The organism is Caballeronia sp. LjRoot29, assembly GCF_964252755.1.
Taxonomy (GTDB): Bacteria; Pseudomonadota; Gammaproteobacteria; order Burkholderiales; family Burkholderiaceae; genus Caballeronia.
Genome location: NZ_CAXUPU020000028.1, coordinates 89261 through 106787, shown reverse-complemented (window position 1 = coordinate 106787; position 17527 = coordinate 89261). Strand labels below are relative to the sequence as shown.

Below are 17527 nucleotides of genomic sequence, written 5' to 3'. Positions count from 1 at the left end.
GCGCCGGACGCCGTGGAGGAGTTGCCAACTGCGACTGCGCTTTCGCCTTGAGCGTCAGCCTTGTAACCGGCAGCAATCGAGTTTGCGCCCTGTGCTTGTGCAGACGTGCCAATGGCAATTGCATCGGCTGCCGAAGCAGTAGCCAATGCGCCGAGCGCTACCGCGTTTGCTGCCGCTGAAGCAGAACCGGTGCCAATAGCGACCGAATCAGTGGCCTGTGCGTTTGCACCCGTGCCGAAAGCAATAGCATTGCTTCCCTGCGCCTGTGAGGATGCACCGATGGCATTTGAACCATCACCTGTTGCAACCGCGTTTGCGCCAATACCGGTCGATTGTTCGCCGACGGCCGAAGCCGTGTCGCCGAGCGCTGTTGCGCTGTTTCCGGCGGCCGTCGATTCTGCACCAACCGCGACGGACCGGGCGCCGCCTGCTGTTGCCTTTGTCCCTATTGCGGCACTGCTGTCGCCACTCGCGTAGGTTCCGCCACCCAAAGCCGTGGATGCATTTGCCGACGCATTTGCCCCCATGCCGTACGCGCTGGCGCCCGTATTTGCGTTAGCGAAGGAACCGGTGGCTGTCGCGCCAGTAGCTTTCGCGCGCGTGGCGTAGCCAATCGCGACCGAATTTTCGCCCGAAGCATTGTCCGGATTCGTGGAGGCATTAGGTCCAACGATGGTGGAGTTAGCACCTGTGCCCTCAGCTGCCCAGTCGTCAGCAGCATGAGCGCCAGACGCAACAGCAAGGCTGCCAACTCCAATTATCAACGCCTGCACTATCGCAAGCTTGCGCGCCGACGACCGCTTGGTCTTCGACTTCGACGTTTCGGAAGCCGCGACCCACGTGCCTGTAGATTCGTTCCAGACTGCTTTAAAGATTCTATTCATGAAAGAAGGATGTCTAACAATTTGACAAATACATGTCGGGTTGATCGGTGGATTCGATCACGTGAATGCCTGCCTGCTGTAAAGGGAGGCATTTGGACGCGATCGTTCCTTGGAACGAGGATCTCCCGCCTCGTAAGTTCTGGCCCGCTCGGGCGTCGGACAGCCTTCCTGCATTGCTACGTCCGGACTCAGAAGGTCGGGATGATCGCGGTTATCGTGTTTTCGAAATACACGATCTTTCCTAAAGTGATCGCAGTGAAGAAAATATAATTTGGATTGCAAAGTAAACTAAAAAACGGTCATTTTTTGTCGCGTATTTTTTCCATTCCAGCGCGCTCCATTTGTATGTGATTCTGTGTCAAGAAGGACCGGGAACACAGCTTCGATAAATGCTTCGGACCGGCTTCCGGGGCATTTGCGGCGTCAATGTCGAAAAATGCCAAAAACCCGTTCTGGATCAACACTCTGGCCAGTGCAAACGTTCTACAATGACGGCTGTTTTCCGACCTGGGTTTTCATGAGCAATTCTCTCCGTACTTGTTTCTCGCGCGCCACTGCTGCCACCGCTGCATCAATCGTTGCTTTTTCTGTCACCGCACCGGTTTACGCCAACAACGTGATCGTGCTGAATTCCGGCGAGGCGACCCTGAGCCTCATCGACGAAGCGACTCGCCAGGTTGTGTCGACCATTCCGACCGGCAAGGAACCGCACCATTTGATGGCGACGCCCGACAACGGGTCGCTGATCGTGGCGAATTCGGTGTCGAACAATCTGATGTTCATCGACCCGAAGACGGGCAAGCCGCAACGCTGGGTTGAAAACATCGAGGATCCGTATCAAGTCGGATTTTCGCCAGACAAGAAGTGGTTCGTGTCGACCGGCTTGCGACTCGACAGGCTGGATATCTACCGTTACGACGGCGCGAATATCTCGATCGCCAAGCGCATACCGCTGGCGGTCATGCCTAGCCACATTGCATTCACGAATGACAGCAAGACGGCGCTCATCTCGCTGCAGGTATCCGGCGAAGTTGCGGCGATCGACCTGGCAACTCAAACGGTGAAATGGAAGATGAAGGTCGGGCCAGTGCCTGCCGGCCTGTGGATGACCCCGGGTGACAAATACCTGCTGGTGGGCATGACGGGCGCTGACTACGTCGCGGTGGTGGACTGGCGTAACCAGAAGATCGTGAAGACGATCAAGACGGGCAATGGCGCGCACAACTTCCGCTCGCTGGCGGACAGTAAACACGTCGTGGTGTCAAACCGGGTTGCGAGTACGATCAGCATCATCGATCAAGACTCGTTGACGAATGTCGGCGACATCACGGGTTTGCTGCCCGGTCCGGACGATATGGAACTTTCCGCTGACAAGCGTTATCTTTGGGTTACGTTCCGGTTTGCGAAGAAGATTGGCATTATTGATCTGACAAATCGCAAGCTTATCCAGACAATCGCTGTGGGCCGTTCTCCGCATGGCATCTACTTTTTCGACCGCGCGCCGGTGACAGGCCCGAATGGCGGCTGAGATCGACGGACGAAGAAGCGCTTGAATTGAAGGTTGAGGTGCCGCAAGGGAAACGGCGGCACCTGGTAACAGTAACGGAGCACCATGTTTCATTCCATTTTTTCCCTGTTCGACACGTTCGTCTCAACGCTGCAGACGTGGCTGTACATCGACATCGTGCAGCCTTTTCTGTTCAAGGCCGGCCTGATGGGTTACGACGAAGACACCTATGACGCGCTTTACTGGGTGATCGTGGGCGTGCTCGAAGTGCTGGTCATGTACGCGATCCTGCGACCGCTTGAAGCCTTGCGGCCTGCCGAAAAGTGGCAGAACAGGAAAGGCGTGCGAGTGGACGCGCTATATACATGGATCGTCAAACTGGGCATTCTGAACCTGTTCTTTTTCTTCACGTTCCAGCCATTCTTCGATGGCTTTCAAAGTTGGCTGCGGTTGCACAACATCGCCAATATCGAACTCGACAATCTTTGGCCGGGCGTGACTTCCCAGCCGATCATCGCGTTCGCTATTTACCTGGTCGTGCTCGATTTCGCCGGGTATTGGTATCACCGTATGGAACACCGGATTGGCATCTGGTGGGAATTGCACGCGGTCCATCACAGCCAGCAAAAGATGTCGCTGTGGACTGACGACCGGAATCATCTGCTCGACAACATCATGCAAGCAGGCTTTTTCGCCGCTGTGGCGTTGGTGATCGGTGTACAACCGTCGCAGTTCGTGGTGCTGGTCGCCATCACTAATCTGATGCAAAGCGTGCAGCACGCGAATATTCGGATGCACTTCGGCTGGCTTGGCGAGCGCTTGCTTGTCAGCCCGACGTTCCATCGGCGGCACCATGCAATTGGCTATGGTCACGAGGGCACCACGTACGGATGCAACTTTGGCGTCCTGCTACCGTGGTGGGACATGATGTTCAGAAGCGTGTCGTGGAATCGGGAGCTTGAGCCGACCGGCATTCGCGATCAACTGTCGGTTGCCGACAAACCCGGACGCAATTACGGCGATGGCTTCTTCGAGCAGCACTGGCTAGCGTTCAAGCGCATTGGCGAGCGCATCGCGTCACATCGGGCAACCAGCGCACCGGGTTCGGATTCGGACACAGCCGCCGTTTAAGCAGCCATACTTGATCAAAACCGGCTCGTTCAGGCGCTCCTGTCTGAGCGGGTGTGTTTTGTTGGAACCTGCTCAGTTTTTTGCGTCTCCGTCCTCGTCAAAACAACTTCGCCGGCTTCCAGCCGGCGAAGTTGTTTTGACTGGCAGCGTTAGCCAAACGGACGAGCAGCGCGCCATGCGCTCAGTGGTTTATCCTGTCTTCTTTCCCTTTCAGACGACCTTTGCATGAATGACTTGCTGCGTTCGTTCGTGCGCGCGCTCGCGAACGCTTTTCACCCGAGAATGCTGTGGCTGACATTCATGCCGTTCGCTGTGGCGACCGTTGCATGGGGCGCTCTCCTGTGGTTTTTCTGGCAAACGCTGACAGGCGCCGCGCGTAACTGGCTTGATGGCTGGGCGCTCACTTCCGCCATGTACCGCTTGTTCGATTCGATCGGGTTTTCGGCGCTGCACGCGGTGATTGCACCGTTTTTTATTGTGATCATGGCGATTCCGTTGATTGTCGTGACCATTTTGCTGCTCATCGCGACGCTTTCAATGCCTTCTGTGATCAAGCTGCTGACGCGGCGTCAGTACGCGTCGCTTGAAATGAGGCGCGGGGGTTCCTGGTACGGGAGTCTTGGGCATTCAGTGATCACCACGGGCGTATGTCTTGTTCTGCTGGTTGTGACGTTGCCGCTGTGGCTGATCCCGCCTTTTTTCGCGATCATTCCGCCTGTTTTGTGGGGCTGGCTGACTTATCGCGTCATGACTTACGACGCACTCGCGTTGCATGCCAGCGCAGAGGAGCGCCGGGCTATCGTGCGTCGTGCGCGCTGGCCGTTGTTCGGGATCGGCGTGATCAGCGGGCTGCTGGGTTCGTTGCCAACCATGCTGTGGGCGTGGTCGGTGTGGCTGCTGCCCTTGTTTCCGGTCATCGCGGCGGCAACCATCTGGATCTACGCATTCATTCTCGTTTTTTCGGCGCTTTGGTTCGCGCACTATTGCCTGCATGCGCTGGAGCGCCTGCGGACGGAAACTACCGCTGCGCCGCCTCCATTGAACGGTTCGGGCGCGGCGGCCACGTTCCGAATTTCCGGCTAATTTCAAGATCAGGGAGCATTCATGGGCTTTGGCATGATCATCATTGGCGACGAGATATTGTCCGGTCGAAGGACCGACAAGCATCTGCCAAAAGTTATCGAATTATTGTCGGCGAGGGGATTGTCGCTGGCGTGGGCCGAATATATTGGCGACGACCGTGAACGCATCACGGCTACGCTCAAGCGCGCGTTCGCATCGGGCGATGTCGTGTTTTCAACGGGTGGGATTGGTGCGACGCCCGACGACCACACGCGTCAATGCGCGGCCGCAGCGCTTGGCGTGCCGCTTGAGTTGCATCCGGAAGCAGCCGAACTGATTCGGGCGCGGATCAGGGAAACAGCGGGTGACAAACCGGCGGATCTCAATTTGCCGGAGAACCTGCATCGGTTGAACATGGGCACGTTCCCGAAGGGCGCGAGCATTATCCCGAACAGCTATAACCGGATCCCTGGTTTCTCGGTCGGGAACATTCATTTCGTCCCTGGCTTTCCTGTCATGGCATGGCCAATGATTGAATGGGTGCTGGACACGAAATTCGCGGACCTTCACCACGCAACGCCTTATGTAGAGCGTTCAGTATTGGTGTTCGGTCTACCGGAATCACGCATCACGCCGTTGATGGAGTCAATCGAGCGCGATTTCGAGGGGGTGCGCGTGTTCAGCTTGCCAAGCGTCGGTGACGCGACGCGCGGGGAGATTTACGGGCGTGCTCACATTGATCTGGGTGTCAAAGGTGAGCCGGAAGCGGCGAACGCCGCGTTTGCCCGGTTACGTGAGGGTGTGGCGGCGCTCGGCGGCGAGATAGTGGGGATTGAACCGGGCGCAGCGGCTTAAGCCACTCAAGTCACGGAGTCGCCCCGGCATTCAGAGGATTCAAGCGCCGATCCAGGGCAGGCCACGAAAGCACCAGCCGGATACGGTTTTGCGATGTCCCTGGCCGTCCTTGTCGCCCTCAAAGCCTTCGAGCAGGTCGAAAGCTTTGGTAAAACCCTCCTTGTGAGCCAGGACTGCGGCGAGTTTCGACCGCGCGGCGCTACGGCAGAGGAACAGGACGGGGGTGTCGGGCGAGGTCACTTCGCGCAACTGCTCCATAAACGCTGCGTTTGGGACAGAGCCGGGGTATTGGATCCACTCAACGTGCGAGTACTGGGCGGTGTCAATGGCCGGACGGCCAACCCAATCGAGCTCGGCACGCGTGCGCACATCGACCAGGCGAACGGAAGGATCGAGCTGAAGAAGTTCGAAAGCCTCCGCGGGCAGAATGGCGCCCGCGTAGGGCAACTGGTCTTGAACGGCGCGTTGCGTGGCCTGGGCGTACAACTGCTCGAGCGTGCTCATGGACGAGGTCTCCAATCGGACATTTTAATCAGGCATTCTAGCGTGCTGTTGGCGCTTCGATCATGCGTGGTCGGCTGGGTGATAGAACGCATCGGACTGGTGCGAGGCATTTGAATTGCCCCGAATCGGTGCTAACGTTACGGGTCTCAGTTTCCGATGCACCGAATATGTGCATGACAATGCGGTTTTGATCGAGTAAGCCCCTTGAAGGGTGGTGGTGCTTCCCCGAAAAAGCGCGCAGCTTCAACTGCTTAGCGCAATACTGGTGCACTTGGCATGGAAGCTGCTTTTGACTCTACCGATGGTTTCGAATCGGTTAGGCGGCGAATTGAGTTCGTCGACTTTTGTTAATCAGGAGATAGGTAATGAGCAAATCCGTGGCCGACGTCATGCAACTCGTCAAGGACGAGGACGTCAAGTTTGTCGACTTCCGTTTCACCGACACGCGCGGTAAAGAACAACACGTTTCGGTGCCGGTTTCGGCATTCGACGAAGACAAGTTTGAAAGCGGCCACGCTTTCGATGGTTCGTCTATCGCCGGCTGGAAGGGCATCGAAGCGTCGGACATGCTGCTGATCCCGGATGCGGATACCGCGTTCATCGACCCGTTCTATGAAGAGTCGACGCTCGTGATGTCCTGCGACGTGGTGGAACCGGCGGATGGCAAAGGCTACGAACGCGATCCGCGTTCGCTGGCAAAGCGCGCTGAAGCCTATCTGAAGAGCTCGGGTCTGGGCGACGCCGCTTTCTTCGGTCCGGAACCTGAATTCTTCATTTTCGACTCGGTTCGCTGGAGTGCAGATCAGTCGGGTTGCTTCGTCAAGATCGGTTCGGAAGAAGCACCGTGGTCTTCGTCGATGGAATTCGAAGGCGGCAACACGGGTCATCGTCCGGGCACGAAGGGCGGTTATTTCCCGGTTGCCCCGGTTGACACGTTCCAGGACATCCGTTCGGAAATGTGCCTGTTGCTTGAGCAAATTGGCATTCCGGTCGAAGTGCACCACCACGAAGTGGCGGGCCAGGGCCAGAACGAAATCGGCACGAAGTTCTCGACGCTGGTTCAACGCGCCGACTGGACGCAGCAACTCAAGTACATCGTCCATAACGTGGCGCACACGTACGGCAAGACGGCTACGTTCATGCCGAAGCCGGTCGTGGGCGACAACGGTTCGGGTATGCACGTTCACCAGTCGATCTGGAAGGACGGCAAGAACCTGTTTGCCGGCGACGGATATGCAGGCCTGTCGGAATTCGCGTTGTTCTACATCGGCGGCATCATCAAGCATGCTCGCGCGCTGAACGCAATCACGAACCCGTCGACGAACTCGTACAAGCGTCTCGTGCCGCACTTCGAAGCACCGGTGAAGCTCGCCTACTCGGCGAAAAACCGTTCGGCTTCGATCCGCATTCCGCACGTGTCCAACCCGAAGGGCCGCCGTATCGAAACGCGTTTCCCGGATCCGATGGCGAACCCGTACCTGTGCTTCTCGGCACTGATGATGGCCGGGCTGGATGGCGTGCAGAACAAGATCCATCCGGGCGAAGCTGCCGATAAAAACCTGTACGACCTGCCGCCGGAAGAGGATGCAAAGATCCCGACCGTGTGTGCCGGCCTCGACGAAGCGCTGGACGCGCTCAACGCTGATCGTGAGTTCCTGACGGTCGGCGGCGTGTTCACCGACTCCATGCTCGACGCGTATATCGAACTGAAGACGAATGAATTGCAGCGCTATCGCCAGGCTGTGCATCCGATCGAGTTCGAAATGTACTACTCGCTGTAAAGCGCGTTGCATGGCGCACGTGCTTCTTCGTTCGCTGTCTTACGGAGAAGTGCGTTGCGTGACGCGAAGCAGGAGTATCGGATGATCAAAAAGGGACGGCGTGCCGTCCCTTTTTTTAATCGCCGGCACTTCTCCTGACAAGTTTCAAGACGGGGTCTCACTGCACGATGGTTCTCAAGAATCTCATCAAGGCGAGAAAGAGTCCTCCCGACAATTCGTTGTCCGACGACGCCACGCTCGTCGCTACGCATTTGCTGCCGGGCATGGAAGCACTGCCCACGGTCGTACTTGTGCTCGACAAGTCGAGCCTCAAGATCGCATTCGCGAATCCGTCGGCCGAAGCCATGCTCGAGCGCTCGCGCAAGCAACTGGCTCAAACCTCATGGCCCGAACTGTTCGCCAATGCAGACGAACTGGTGACGACCATTGCGTCGATTGCCGATCATCGTTTCAACGCAACGCATCTTGACGCCGTGCTCGAACGTCCCGGCCGCGAGCCGCTGCATGTTCACGCGATAGTCGCGTATCTGGAAGTTGCACCGAATTACGTGCTGCTCGAGCTATTCGAGAACGAGCGGCATTTGAAGACCGACCGCGAAGAGCGTATTCATGATCTCACCGCGGTCAACAAGCAACTGATTCGCAACCTCGCGCATGAGATCAAAAATCCGCTTGGCGGCATTCGAGGCGCAGCGCAACTACTCGAGTTTGAGTTAGGCGCGCGTGAACGCGACGAGTTGCGCGAGTACACGCAGGTGATCATCAAGGAATCGGATCGGCTGCAAACACTGGTGGACCGATTGCTTGAGCCGCATCGGCATCCGCATATTGTTGGTGACGTGAACATTCACGAAGTATGCGAACGCGTGCGCGCTGTGATTCTCGCGGAGTTTCCGCGTGGCCTTACGCTTGATCGCGATTACGACGTGAGCGTGCCCGACTTGCGAGGCGACAAAGAGCAGCTCATCCAGGCATTGCTAAACATCGTGCGTAATGCGGCGGAAGCGTTGCGCGAACGCATTTCACAAGGCGATGCGCGTATCGAACTACGTACGCGCATTGCGCGCAAAGTGACAATCGGCAAGCGCCTGCACAAACTGGCACTGGACTTGCATATCACTGACAACGGTCCCGGCATCCCGGAAGAGATACGCGACCGGATTTTTTATCCGCTCGTGTCCGGGCGGGAAGATGGAAGTGGACTGGGTCTTACGCTCGCTCAGACTTTCGTGCAGCAGCACGATGGGTTGATCGAAGTGGAAAGCAAGCCCGGTTGCACCGAGTTCACCATCTTGTTGCCGTTCGAAGGCTGACCGGACACCGATGAACGATCGACGCACCGAAGCATGGAGTTAAGGATCGATTACGAGGGTTCATCGACATTTTGAAAAGCGCTAGAGCGCCTGACCGTTTCGACGGGCTTAAACCGAACCACACGAAGACATCTCGCCGAACTATATGAAGCCGATCTGGATAGTAGACGACGACCAATCCATCCGCTGGGTGCTTGAAAAAGCGCTCGCAAGAGAGAACTTCGCTACGCGCAGTTTTTCCGGCGTCCGGGACGCGCTGACTGCGCTCGAACAGGAGAGTCCGCAAGTACTTGTGTCCGACATCCGCATGCCAGGCGGTTCCGGACTCGAATTGCTGCAAACCGTGCGCGACAAGTTGCCCGGTTTGCCGGTCATCATCATGACGGCGTTCTCCGATCTCGACAGCGCCGTGGCTGCGTTCCAAGGCGGCGCGTTTGAGTATCTGGCGAAGCCGTTCGACGTCGACAAGGCGGTTGAACTGATCCGCCGCGCCGTCGATGAAAGCATGCGCGGTGAAGCGGCCTACGACAATAGCGTCACCGAAACACCTGAAATGCTCGGGCAGGCGCCAGCGATGCAGGACATGTTTCGCGCAATTGGCCGTCTGTCACATTCCGCCGCCACTGTGCTCATCACGGGCGAATCAGGCACCGGAAAGGAGCTTGTTGCGCGCGCGCTGCACCGACATAGCCCGCGCGCGAACGGCCCGTTCATAGCATTGAACACCGCCGCGATCCCAAAGGATCTGCTTGAGTCCGAGCTGTTCGGTCACGAGCGCGGCGCGTTCACGGGTGCGCAGGCAATGCGGCAGGGGCGCTTCGAGCAAGCTGAAAACGGAACCTTGTTTCTCGATGAAATCGGCGACATGCCGTTCGATCTGCAGACGCGTCTGTTACGCGTGTTATCCGATGGGCAGTTTTATCGCGTAGGCGGCCACAACCCGTTGAAAGCGAATGTTCGCGTGATCGCGGCGACGCATCAGAACCTTGAATCGCGCGTGCGGCAAGGGCTGTTTCGAGAGGACTTGTATCACCGGCTTAACGTGATTCGCTTGCGCTTACCCGCGTTGCGCGAGCGCAGTGAAGACATTCCGCTACTCACGCGACATTTCCTGCAGAAAAGCGCACGTGATCTAGGCGTGGAGCCGAAGCGTGTATCGGAAGATGCGCTTGGGTTTTTGGCATCGCTGCCGTTTCCCGGCAACGTGCGGCAACTCGAAAACCTGTGTAACTGGCTGACTGTGATGGCGCCGGCGCAAACGATTGAGCAAAAGGATTTGCCGCCGGATCTCACACCAACTCAGGAATACGCTGGCGAAAGCACTGCGTTGACGGCGTCTGCGGCGGAAAACGGCGGCGGGTCGAATTCGGCGCTTTCGGGTGGTGTCGGCGGTTTGCCGGCTTCGCTTGGTACGCCGCCTGCGGGCGTTCCCGCGAGCGTTTGGGAAAATGGCTTGCGGACCGAAGTCGCACGATTACTGCGCGAGAATACCGCCGATGTCATGGACGAACTCGCGCGCCGCTTTGAAGCTGCCGTGATTCGCGAGGCGCTGGACTTCACGCGGGGCCGGAAGGTGGAAGCGGCCGAGCGGCTGGGGATCGGGCGCAATACGATCACGCGCAAGATTCAGGAGCTGCATCTGGACGCTTGAGGTGAGTAGCGGAGGGCGTCTGACGACGCCCTCGCAACGGTTCTTCCAGACAGCAGCCTCAAGCCCCAAGTTGCAGGCAAGGCATAACGCAGTCGCCTACGCGCTTGGCATAGTTTCCGCGATCACTCGCCGTTCCCGACTCCTCAGTTAATCGTTGCGATCACTGGCGCGTGATCCGACGGCTGTTCCCACTTTCTCGGCACTTTGTCCACTTCGCACGCTGTGCACCGCGCGGCGAGTTCCGCCGTGACCAGAATGTGATCGATGCGCAGTCCCGCGTTACGCCGGAACCCGAGCATCCGATAATCCCACCACGTGTAAAGCTTCTCAGGCTGCTCGAACATACGGAAGGTGTCAGTGAGACCGAGTTCGATCAACTGCACGAAATGCGCGCGCTCGTCAGGCGAGACGAGGTTCTGGCCTTCCCACGCTTTCGGGTCGTGGACGTCGCGATCTTCCGGTGCAATGTTGTAGTCGCCTAGAAGCGCGAGTTGCGGATACGTCTTCATCTCGCCTTCGATCCAGTCCCGAAGTGCTTCCAGCCATCGCATCTTGTAGGCGAACTTTTCGGTTCCCGGCGCCTGGCCGTTGGGGAAATAGGCCGAGATGATTCGCACGCCTCCGACGGTCACGGCAATCACGCGTTGCTGCGGATCCTCGAATGCCGGAATGTTGCGAACGATCGTGGTTTCGTCGACCGCCAGGCTGTCACGTACGAGAATGCCGACGCCGTTATAGGTCTTCTGCCCGGCGAACCAGCTTTTGTAGCCAACGGCCGCGAGTTCAGCGACGGGGAATTTGTCGTCGGTGAGCTTGAGTTCCTGCAAGCACAGCACGTCGACGCCGCTCGTTGCCAGCCAGTCGATGACATGCTGTTGGCGGACCTTGAGAGAGTTGACGTTCCAAGTGGCAATTTTCATTTGATTAGTGCAGAGATTGACTCTCGTCAGTGATGAGCCATAGGCGTGGATCTGTAGCCGGTTGTTGGCCTTTCAGCGCTATAAGCCGAGGCCCGATTAATTAAGGCTTGGGCGAAGCTTACCTGAGCCGCAGATCATGAGCCCGCAACGCGAAGGGCGTCATTGATGCACAGGTACGGCGACCAGTTTCACTCCCAACGCAGCGGCAACTTTTTGGATGGTTTCAAATCGGGGCTTCGCGCCTTCAGCCAGCGACTTGTACAGGCTCTCGCGTTGCACGCCGGCTTCGGAGGCAACTTTGGACATGCCGCGCGCTTTCACGATATCGGCAAAAGCCGCCAGGAGAATGTCGGGGTCGCCCGTGGCGAGCGCCTCGTTCAGATAGGCCGCGATGGCCTCTTCGCTATCGAGATAGTCGGATGCGTCGAAAGCTGAAATGTGAGTCGGGTTCATTTCCGTTCCTGTCTGATTCGTTGCCACATGGCCTTCGCTCGGGCGATATCCAATGCCTGCCCTTGCTTGCTTCCTCCGGCCAACAGTAGATAAACCGTCAAGCCGTCACGCACGTAATAGACACGATAGCCCGCGCCGGTGTGTATTCGCATTTCCCACACACTGCCGCCGACGTCATGACAATCGCCGAAATTTCCCAACGCGGCGCGTTTGATCCGAACCAGGATGGCGGCTCTTGCCAACACATCAGTCACGCCCAACAGCCAGACCGAAAAGTCGTGCGTTTGATTGATTGTGTTCGTCATGCGTGTGGATCCCAAAGAGCGTTAAATGGGATGCCTTGATGAACTGTATCCTATTGGATACGAAAACTCAAGACATCAATGGAGCGGGTTGATTTGATCTGACTCGAACTGGGTCACGCGCAACTCAGCATCGGAGAGACTCGAACGGTGCAATACACGCAGTCCTTCGGTCGAATGGAGTGTCAACTGTGATCGATCGGCGAAGCTTGGTGCAGTCGACCAAATGGCTAACGTCGCCAGCACACCGAAAATCGTGCTTTCTGTCCCGCTACAATCATCGAAACACTTGGAAAGAGGACAACCCCATGGACCTGATCATTCGACGCGCAGCGCTTGCGCATTCCCGCGATCTGGTGGACATCGGAATTGAAGGAGACCGTTTTGCTGCCATTGAGCCGCAGCTCGCGGCGAGCGCTCCGGAGGAAATTGATGCAGCGGGCTGTCTTGTCACCGCGCCGTTCGTCGATGCGCATTTCCACATGGATGCCACGCTGTCCTACGGATTGCCGCGCGTGAACGCGTCGGGCACGCTGCTGGAGGGAATCGCGTTATGGGGTGAACTGAAGCCCGAGCTGACGCAGGAAGCACTGATCGATCGGGCGATGCAGTATTGCGACTGGGCCGTCGCGCGTGGCCTGCTCGCGATCCGCTCGCACGTGGATGTGTGCGATCCGCGTCTGCTTGCCGTCGAAGCGTTGCTGGAAGTGAAGCGGCGCGTGAAGCCGTATCTGGACTTGCAACTCGTTGCGTTCCCGCAGGACGGTGTTTTGCGCAGCAAGGGCGCTTTTGAGAACCTTAAGCGTGCTATCTCGATGGGCGTGGATGTTGTCGGCGGAATTCCGCACTTCGAACGCACGATGTCCGATGGCGCCGAGTCCGTGCGTATCCTTTGCGAGTTCGCGGCGGAGAAGGGGCTGCGCGTGGATATGCATTGCGACGAGTCAGATGACCCGATGTCGCGTCATATAGAAACGTTGGCGGCGGAGACGCATCGCTTGGGTTTACAGGGACGCGTCACGGGTTCGCATCTCACGTCGATGCATTCAATGGACAACTACTACGTGAGCAAGCTGATCCCGTTGATTCGCGATTCCGGCGTGGCCGCGGTCGCGAATCCGCTGATCAACATCACGCTTCAAGGTCGCGCCGATACCTACCCAAAACGTCGAGGCATGACGCGCGTGCCGGAGTTAATCGCTGCAGGCGTGGACGTTGCGTTCGGCCACGACTGCGTGATGGACCCGTGGTATAGCCTAGGCTCCGGCGACATGCTGGAAGTGGCGCACATGGGATTGCACGTCGCGCAAATGACGGGCATTGACGCAATGCGCGCCGCGTTCGAGGCGGTCACGACAACGCCGGCGAAGATCCTGGGTATCGAAGGGTACGGAATTGCCGTGGGCAACAATGCGGATTGCGTGCTGCTGGATGCCCGTGATCCTGTGGAAGCCATTCGATTGCGTGCAGCGCGTACGGCTGTGCTTCGTCGAGGCAAGGTAGTTAGCCGCGCGCCTGCCATGCGGGCGAAACTCAGCCTGCAAGGGCGGCCGGAGGAAGTGAATTTTCGGCTGGATCGGTAAAGAGCGGCCTGATAAGACCGCAAGATAGCCGCATAAAAAAACCGTTCCAACTCGCGCTGGAACGGTCTTCTTCAATCATGCAAACAGCGTCGCCGCCATCCTGACCTCAATGTGCAGTCTCTGGCGACATGCCGTTATGCCGCAGCAGCGCATCGATATTCGGTTCCCGTCCGCGGAATGCCTTGAACGAGTCCATCGCTGGCCGGCTGCCGCCCACCTCGAGAATTTCCCGACGATACCGAATGCCCGTTGTCGCATCGAGCACCGATCCACCGGTAAGCTTCGCGGCCTCTTCGAATGCCGCGTACGCATCCGCCGACAACACTTCCGCCCATTTGTAGCTGTAATACCCGGCGGCATACCCACCCGCGAAAATATGCGTGAAGGTATTGGTCCAACGGGAGAAGGGCGCTTGCGGCACAACGTGGAAGCGCTCGTTGATTTCACGAGCAAAGTCGTTGACGTTAGTCGCGCCGGCCGGATCGTAGTCGCTGTGAAGCTGGATATCGAACATGGAAAGCACGATCTGGCGCAACGTGCCCAGACCGCTCTGAAAGTTCTTCGCGGCCAGCATCTTGTCGAAGAGTTCGCGCGGCAGCGTGGCGCCCGTGTCCACGTGCCCGGACATGTCGGTGAGTACGTCCCACTCCCAGCAGAAGTTCTCCATGAACTGCGACGGCAGTTCAACGGCATCCCACTCCACGCCGTTAATTCCCGACACTCCGAGTTCATCGACGCGCGTCAACATGTGATGCAGGCCGTGGCCGAACTCATGGAACAGCGTGATGACTTCGTCGTGCGTAAAGCACGCGGGCTTGCCGCCAACGGGTGCAGAAAAGTTGCACGTCAGATACGCGACGGGCGTCTGTACACCGCCTTCACGGCGTTTGTGGCGTGAACGAGCGTCGTCCATCCAGGCGCCGCCGCGTTTGCCTTCGCGCGCGTACAGGTCCAGATAGAACTGCGCGACAAGCGAACCGTCCTTGTTTTCGACGCGGAAAAAACGTACTTCCGGATTCCAGACCGCTGCTTCATCGCGACGGATGCTCACGCCAAACAGCGTCTCCGTGACCTTGAACAAACCCTTCAGCACGGCCTCTTGCGGGAAATACTGCTTCACTTCGTTTTCCGAGAACGAATATCGCTGCTGGCGCAGGCGTTCGGCGGCGAACGTCGAATCCCACGGCTGCAATTCCGGCATGCCAAGCTCAGTCGCGGCGAACGCACGCAATTCCATCCAGTCTTTTTCCGCGTGCGGGCGCGCGCGCAGGGCGAGGTCCTCGAGGAACGCGACCACTTGCGCCGGCGATTCGGCCATCTTCGGCGCAAGCGATACTTCAGCAAAGTTCTGATACCCGAGCGCATGCGCTTCTTCGGCACGCAGTTTCAACTGTTCGACGACGTTCGCCGTGTTGTCCCATTCGGCCTTGCCGTTGCCGTAGTTCGCGCCCAGTTCGGACGCGCGCGTCACATACGCGCGATACATCGCTTCACGCAGCGGCCGATGCTCCGCGTACTGCATGACCGGGAAATACGAAGGGAAATGCAGCGTGAACTTCCAGCCCTCAACGCCTTCTTTCTGCGCGGATTCGCGTGCCGCTTCGATTACGTCTTCCGGCAACCCCGCAAGTTCGCTTTCCTTGGTGACGACGTACGAAAACGCGTTGGTGGCATCGAGGACGTGATCGGAGAATGCCTTCGATAACGCCGCCTGTTCTTCCTGAACGCGCGCAAAACGGGGTTTTTTATCTTCGGGCAACTCGGCGCCCGACAGACGGAAACCGCGCAACTCGTTGCTGAGCATTTTCTTCTGCTCGACGGACAGCGACGCGTGCTCTTCACCCGCAGCAATCGCCTTGTATTTCTCATAGAGCGCCAGATTCTGCCCGACGCTCGCGGAGAACTCCGTCACGCGCGGCAAATTTTCGGCGTGCGCGGCGCGCAATTCGGGGGTGTCGGCGACGGCATTCAGGTGGCCGATCACGCCCCACGCACGCGACAGCCGCTCGCTCGCGCGTTCCACGCTTTCCACAATGTCTCGCCACGTAGCCGGCGTTTCGGGTGCGCTGGCGTGATCGACGGCGGCTTTTGCATCGGCGAGCAGGACGTCGAGCGCGGGCGTGACGTGTTCCGGCTTGATGTCGTTGAAACGGGGCAAGTCGGAGAAGTCGAGCAGGGGGTTGCCTGTGGCTTGGGTCTGAGCCTGATTCGCTGGATTCGCGGTATTCGATGGTGTCGAACTGGACATGACTCTCCCGGTCTCGGATAAAAGTGGATGCGACGATGAATGTAACGCCGCGCCCGACATAGCGTCTGACGCAGCGCGCGATTTCAACGAATGCGCTTTCTCTATTGTGGGGACGCCTTTGCCGATTCTCAAATCGATTCTGGCTAAGGCGGTGATTTACCCGATCGGCGTGTTCGCCCGACGGTTTTAATCCCGATCTTGCTGCATCGCGCGTTCAGCCGCTTCGATGGTATTCACCAGCAGCATGGTAATGGTCATCGGCCCGACGCCGCCCGGCACGGGTGTGATGAAACCGGCCACTTCTTTCACGCCCGCGAAATCCACATCGCCACAGAGTTTGCCGTTCTCGTCGCGATTCATGCCGACGTCGATCACGGTTGCACCGGGTTTGACCATGTTGGCGGTCAGGATATTGCGCCGGCCGGTTGCCGCGACGACTACATCCGCGTTGCGCGTCAGCGCGGCCAGATCGCGCGTTTTGCTGTGCGTGATGGTGACGGTGGCGCCGGCTTCGAGCAGCAGCATGGCCATTGGCTTGCCGACGATGTTCGAGCGCCCGATCACGACAGCATTCGCGCCTTCCAGCGGGATCTTATGCGCTTCGAACATCTTCATGACGCCGTAGGGCGTGCACGGGCGGAACAGCGGTTTTCCGGTCATCAGCGCACCGGCGTTTTCGACGTTGAAACCATCGACGTCCTTGGCGGGAGCAATGGCTTCGATCACCTTGTGGCTATCGATATGTTTCGGTAACGGAAGTTGCACCAGGATGCCGTGTACGTTCGGGTCGTTGTTCAGGTCGTCGAGCCGCGTCAGCAATTCGCTTTCGGTCAGCGTGGACGGGAAACGATCGAATACCGAATGCAAACCGTTGTCCTGACAGGCTTTTACCTTATTGCGGACGTAAACCTCGCTGGCCGGATTTTCGCCCACGAGAATGACTGCCAGGCCGGGTTGCTGGCCACGTGCGGTCAGGGCGGCGGCACGCGTGGCGACATCGGCGCGAAGGGTCTTGGAGAGGGCATTGCCGTCGATGATTTGGGCAGTCATAGGAGGTCTGGGCGGAGGAGAAATCCGCTGATTTTCTTGAGGGCGCAGGGTCGCAGGAGGCCTGTTGCGCCAGCGTGGCGCGGCGTTGCGGTCGGTTTTTAATTATACCGGACGGGGATTTTTGCTGGCGCGGACGAGCGGGGGAGGTACTTGGAGGAATAACCGGTTCAGCTTGCGGCCGAGCGGCAAAGAAGCGTTGCGGATGAGCCATGACTCCGCGCTCGTACGGCCGAAACGAAAACACGTACGGCCGAGGGACAAACTATGCCCCCGGCGCAGAGAA

At 58.2% G+C, this 17527-nt stretch carries 15 protein-coding genes; 8 read left to right on the top strand and 7 right to left on the bottom strand.

Annotated features, from left to right (window positions below; genetic code table 11):
* The coding region (locus ACSQ83_RS25965) for an ESPR-type extended signal peptide-containing protein (RefSeq protein ID WP_436230092.1) at positions 1–884 on the bottom strand (884 nt) is incomplete at its 3' end.
* A gap of 517 nt (positions 885–1401) precedes the next feature.
* Here ACSQ83_RS25965 and ACSQ83_RS25960 point away from each other — a divergent pair.
* The 4 genes from ACSQ83_RS25960 (at position 1402) to ACSQ83_RS25945 (ending at position 5439) form a co-directional block, all read left to right on the top strand.
* Entirely contained in the window at positions 1402–2412 is a 1011-nt protein-coding gene (locus tag ACSQ83_RS25960; protein ID WP_436230091.1) for a beta-propeller fold lactonase family protein, read from the top strand.
* A gap of 84 nt (positions 2413–2496) precedes the next feature.
* On the top strand, positions 2497–3522 hold the full coding sequence (locus ACSQ83_RS25955; protein ID WP_436230090.1) for a sterol desaturase family protein: 1026 nt from the start codon (positions 2497–2499) through the stop codon (positions 3520–3522).
* Positions 3523–3747: 225 nt separating this feature from the next.
* Entirely contained in the window at positions 3748–4605 is an 858-nt protein-coding gene (locus tag ACSQ83_RS25950; RefSeq protein ID WP_436230089.1) for an EI24 domain-containing protein, read from the top strand.
* 21 nt (positions 4606–4626) lie between these two features.
* On the top strand, positions 4627–5439 hold the full coding sequence (locus ACSQ83_RS25945; RefSeq protein ID WP_436230088.1) for a competence/damage-inducible protein A: 813 nt from the start codon (positions 4627–4629) through the stop codon (positions 5437–5439).
* Between the two features lie 39 nt (positions 5440–5478).
* Here the strand turns inward: ACSQ83_RS25945 and ACSQ83_RS25940 are convergent, their stop codons facing one another.
* Positions 5479–5943, bottom strand: coding sequence for a rhodanese-like domain-containing protein (locus ACSQ83_RS25940; RefSeq protein WP_414948156.1), 465 nt, complete (start codon positions 5941–5943; stop codon positions 5479–5481).
* A gap of 365 nt (positions 5944–6308) precedes the next feature.
* On the opposite strand from ACSQ83_RS25940, the gene glnA reads away from it, so the two are divergent.
* The 3 genes from glnA to ntrC all read left to right on the top strand — a co-directional run bounded on the left by glnA (position 6309) and on the right by ntrC (position 10688).
* Positions 6309–7724 carry a type I glutamate--ammonia ligase gene (gene glnA / locus ACSQ83_RS25935; protein WP_213763361.1) on the top strand — a complete coding sequence of 472 codons (1416 nt, stop codon included), beginning with the start codon at positions 6309–6311 and terminating at the stop codon, positions 7722–7724.
* A gap of 167 nt (positions 7725–7891) precedes the next feature.
* Positions 7892–9037, top strand: coding sequence for a nitrogen regulation protein NR(II) (gene glnL, locus ACSQ83_RS25930; protein ID WP_414948157.1), 1146 nt, complete (start codon positions 7892–7894; stop codon positions 9035–9037).
* Between the two features lie 145 nt (positions 9038–9182).
* Positions 9183–10688 carry a nitrogen regulation protein NR(I) gene (gene ntrC, locus ACSQ83_RS25925; RefSeq protein ID WP_414948158.1) on the top strand — a complete coding sequence of 502 codons (1506 nt, stop codon included), beginning with the start codon at positions 9183–9185 and terminating at the stop codon, positions 10686–10688.
* Between the two features lie 143 nt (positions 10689–10831).
* Here ntrC and xth read toward each other — a convergent pair whose 3' ends face one another.
* The 3 genes from xth to ACSQ83_RS25910 form a co-directional block, all read right to left on the bottom strand.
* Positions 10832–11608: an exodeoxyribonuclease III gene (gene xth / locus ACSQ83_RS25920; protein WP_436230087.1), complete on the bottom strand. Its 777-nt coding sequence runs from the start codon at positions 11606–11608 to the stop codon at positions 10832–10834.
* Between the two features lie 159 nt (positions 11609–11767).
* On the bottom strand, positions 11768–12061 hold the full coding sequence (locus tag ACSQ83_RS25915; RefSeq protein ID WP_414948160.1) for an addiction module antidote protein: 294 nt from the start codon (positions 12059–12061) through the stop codon (positions 11768–11770).
* Positions 12058–12366, bottom strand: coding sequence for a type II toxin-antitoxin system RelE/ParE family toxin (locus tag ACSQ83_RS25910; protein ID WP_436230086.1), 309 nt, complete (start codon positions 12364–12366; stop codon positions 12058–12060). The genes ACSQ83_RS25915 and ACSQ83_RS25910 overlap by 4 nt, the downstream gene beginning before the upstream one ends.
* A 305-nt stretch (positions 12367–12671) precedes the next feature.
* On the opposite strand from ACSQ83_RS25910, the gene ACSQ83_RS25905 reads away from it, so the two are divergent.
* Positions 12672–13946: an amidohydrolase family protein gene (locus tag ACSQ83_RS25905; RefSeq protein WP_436230085.1), complete on the top strand. Its 1275-nt coding sequence runs from the start codon at positions 12672–12674 to the stop codon at positions 13944–13946.
* 106 nt (positions 13947–14052) lie between these two features.
* Here ACSQ83_RS25905 and ACSQ83_RS25900 read toward each other — a convergent pair whose 3' ends face one another.
* Positions 14053–16194 (bottom strand): M3 family metallopeptidase, encoded by a 2142-nt coding sequence (locus ACSQ83_RS25900; protein WP_436230084.1) that lies wholly within the window; start codon positions 16192–16194, stop codon positions 14053–14055.
* A 186-nt stretch (positions 16195–16380) separates the two neighbouring features.
* On the bottom strand, positions 16381–17244 hold the full coding sequence (folD, locus tag ACSQ83_RS25895; protein ID WP_436230083.1) for a bifunctional methylenetetrahydrofolate dehydrogenase/methenyltetrahydrofolate cyclohydrolase FolD: 864 nt from the start codon (positions 17242–17244) through the stop codon (positions 16381–16383).
* Positions 17245–17527: the final 283 nt, after the last annotated feature.

What these genes read in the sequence shown, in the direction of transcription:
- ACSQ83_RS25960 (WP_436230091.1), top strand. Translation starts at nt 1,402, where the DNA reads ATGAGCAATTCTCTCCGTACTTGTTTCTCGCGCGCCACTGCTGCCACC.
- ACSQ83_RS25955 (WP_436230090.1), top strand. Translation starts at nt 2,497, where the DNA reads ATGTTTCATTCCATTTTTTCCCTGTTCGACACGTTCGTCTCAACGCTG.
- ACSQ83_RS25950 (WP_436230089.1), top strand. Translation starts at nt 3,748, where the DNA reads ATGAATGACTTGCTGCGTTCGTTCGTGCGCGCGCTCGCGAACGCTTTT.
- ACSQ83_RS25945 (WP_436230088.1), top strand. Translation starts at nt 4,627, where the DNA reads ATGGGCTTTGGCATGATCATCATTGGCGACGAGATATTGTCCGGTCGA.
- ACSQ83_RS25940 (WP_414948156.1), bottom strand. Translation starts at nt 5,943, where the DNA reads ATGAGCACGCTCGAGCAGTTGTACGCCCAGGCCACGCAACGCGCCGTT.
- glnA (WP_213763361.1), top strand. Translation starts at nt 6,309, where the DNA reads ATGAGCAAATCCGTGGCCGACGTCATGCAACTCGTCAAGGACGAGGAC.
- glnL (WP_414948157.1), top strand. Translation starts at nt 7,892, where the DNA reads ATGGTTCTCAAGAATCTCATCAAGGCGAGAAAGAGTCCTCCCGACAAT.
- ntrC (WP_414948158.1), top strand. Translation starts at nt 9,183, where the DNA reads ATGAAGCCGATCTGGATAGTAGACGACGACCAATCCATCCGCTGGGTG.
- xth (WP_436230087.1), bottom strand. Translation starts at nt 11,608, where the DNA reads ATGAAAATTGCCACTTGGAACGTCAACTCTCTCAAGGTCCGCCAACAG.
- ACSQ83_RS25915 (WP_414948160.1), bottom strand. Translation starts at nt 12,061, where the DNA reads ATGAACCCGACTCACATTTCAGCTTTCGACGCATCCGACTATCTCGAT.
- ACSQ83_RS25910 (WP_436230086.1), bottom strand. Translation starts at nt 12,366, where the DNA reads ATGACGAACACAATCAATCAAACGCACGACTTTTCGGTCTGGCTGTTG.
- ACSQ83_RS25905 (WP_436230085.1), top strand. Translation starts at nt 12,672, where the DNA reads ATGGACCTGATCATTCGACGCGCAGCGCTTGCGCATTCCCGCGATCTG.
- ACSQ83_RS25900 (WP_436230084.1), bottom strand. Translation starts at nt 16,194, where the DNA reads ATGTCCAGTTCGACACCATCGAATACCGCGAATCCAGCGAATCAGGCT.
- folD (WP_436230083.1), bottom strand. Translation starts at nt 17,244, where the DNA reads ATGACTGCCCAAATCATCGACGGCAATGCCCTCTCCAAGACCCTTCGC.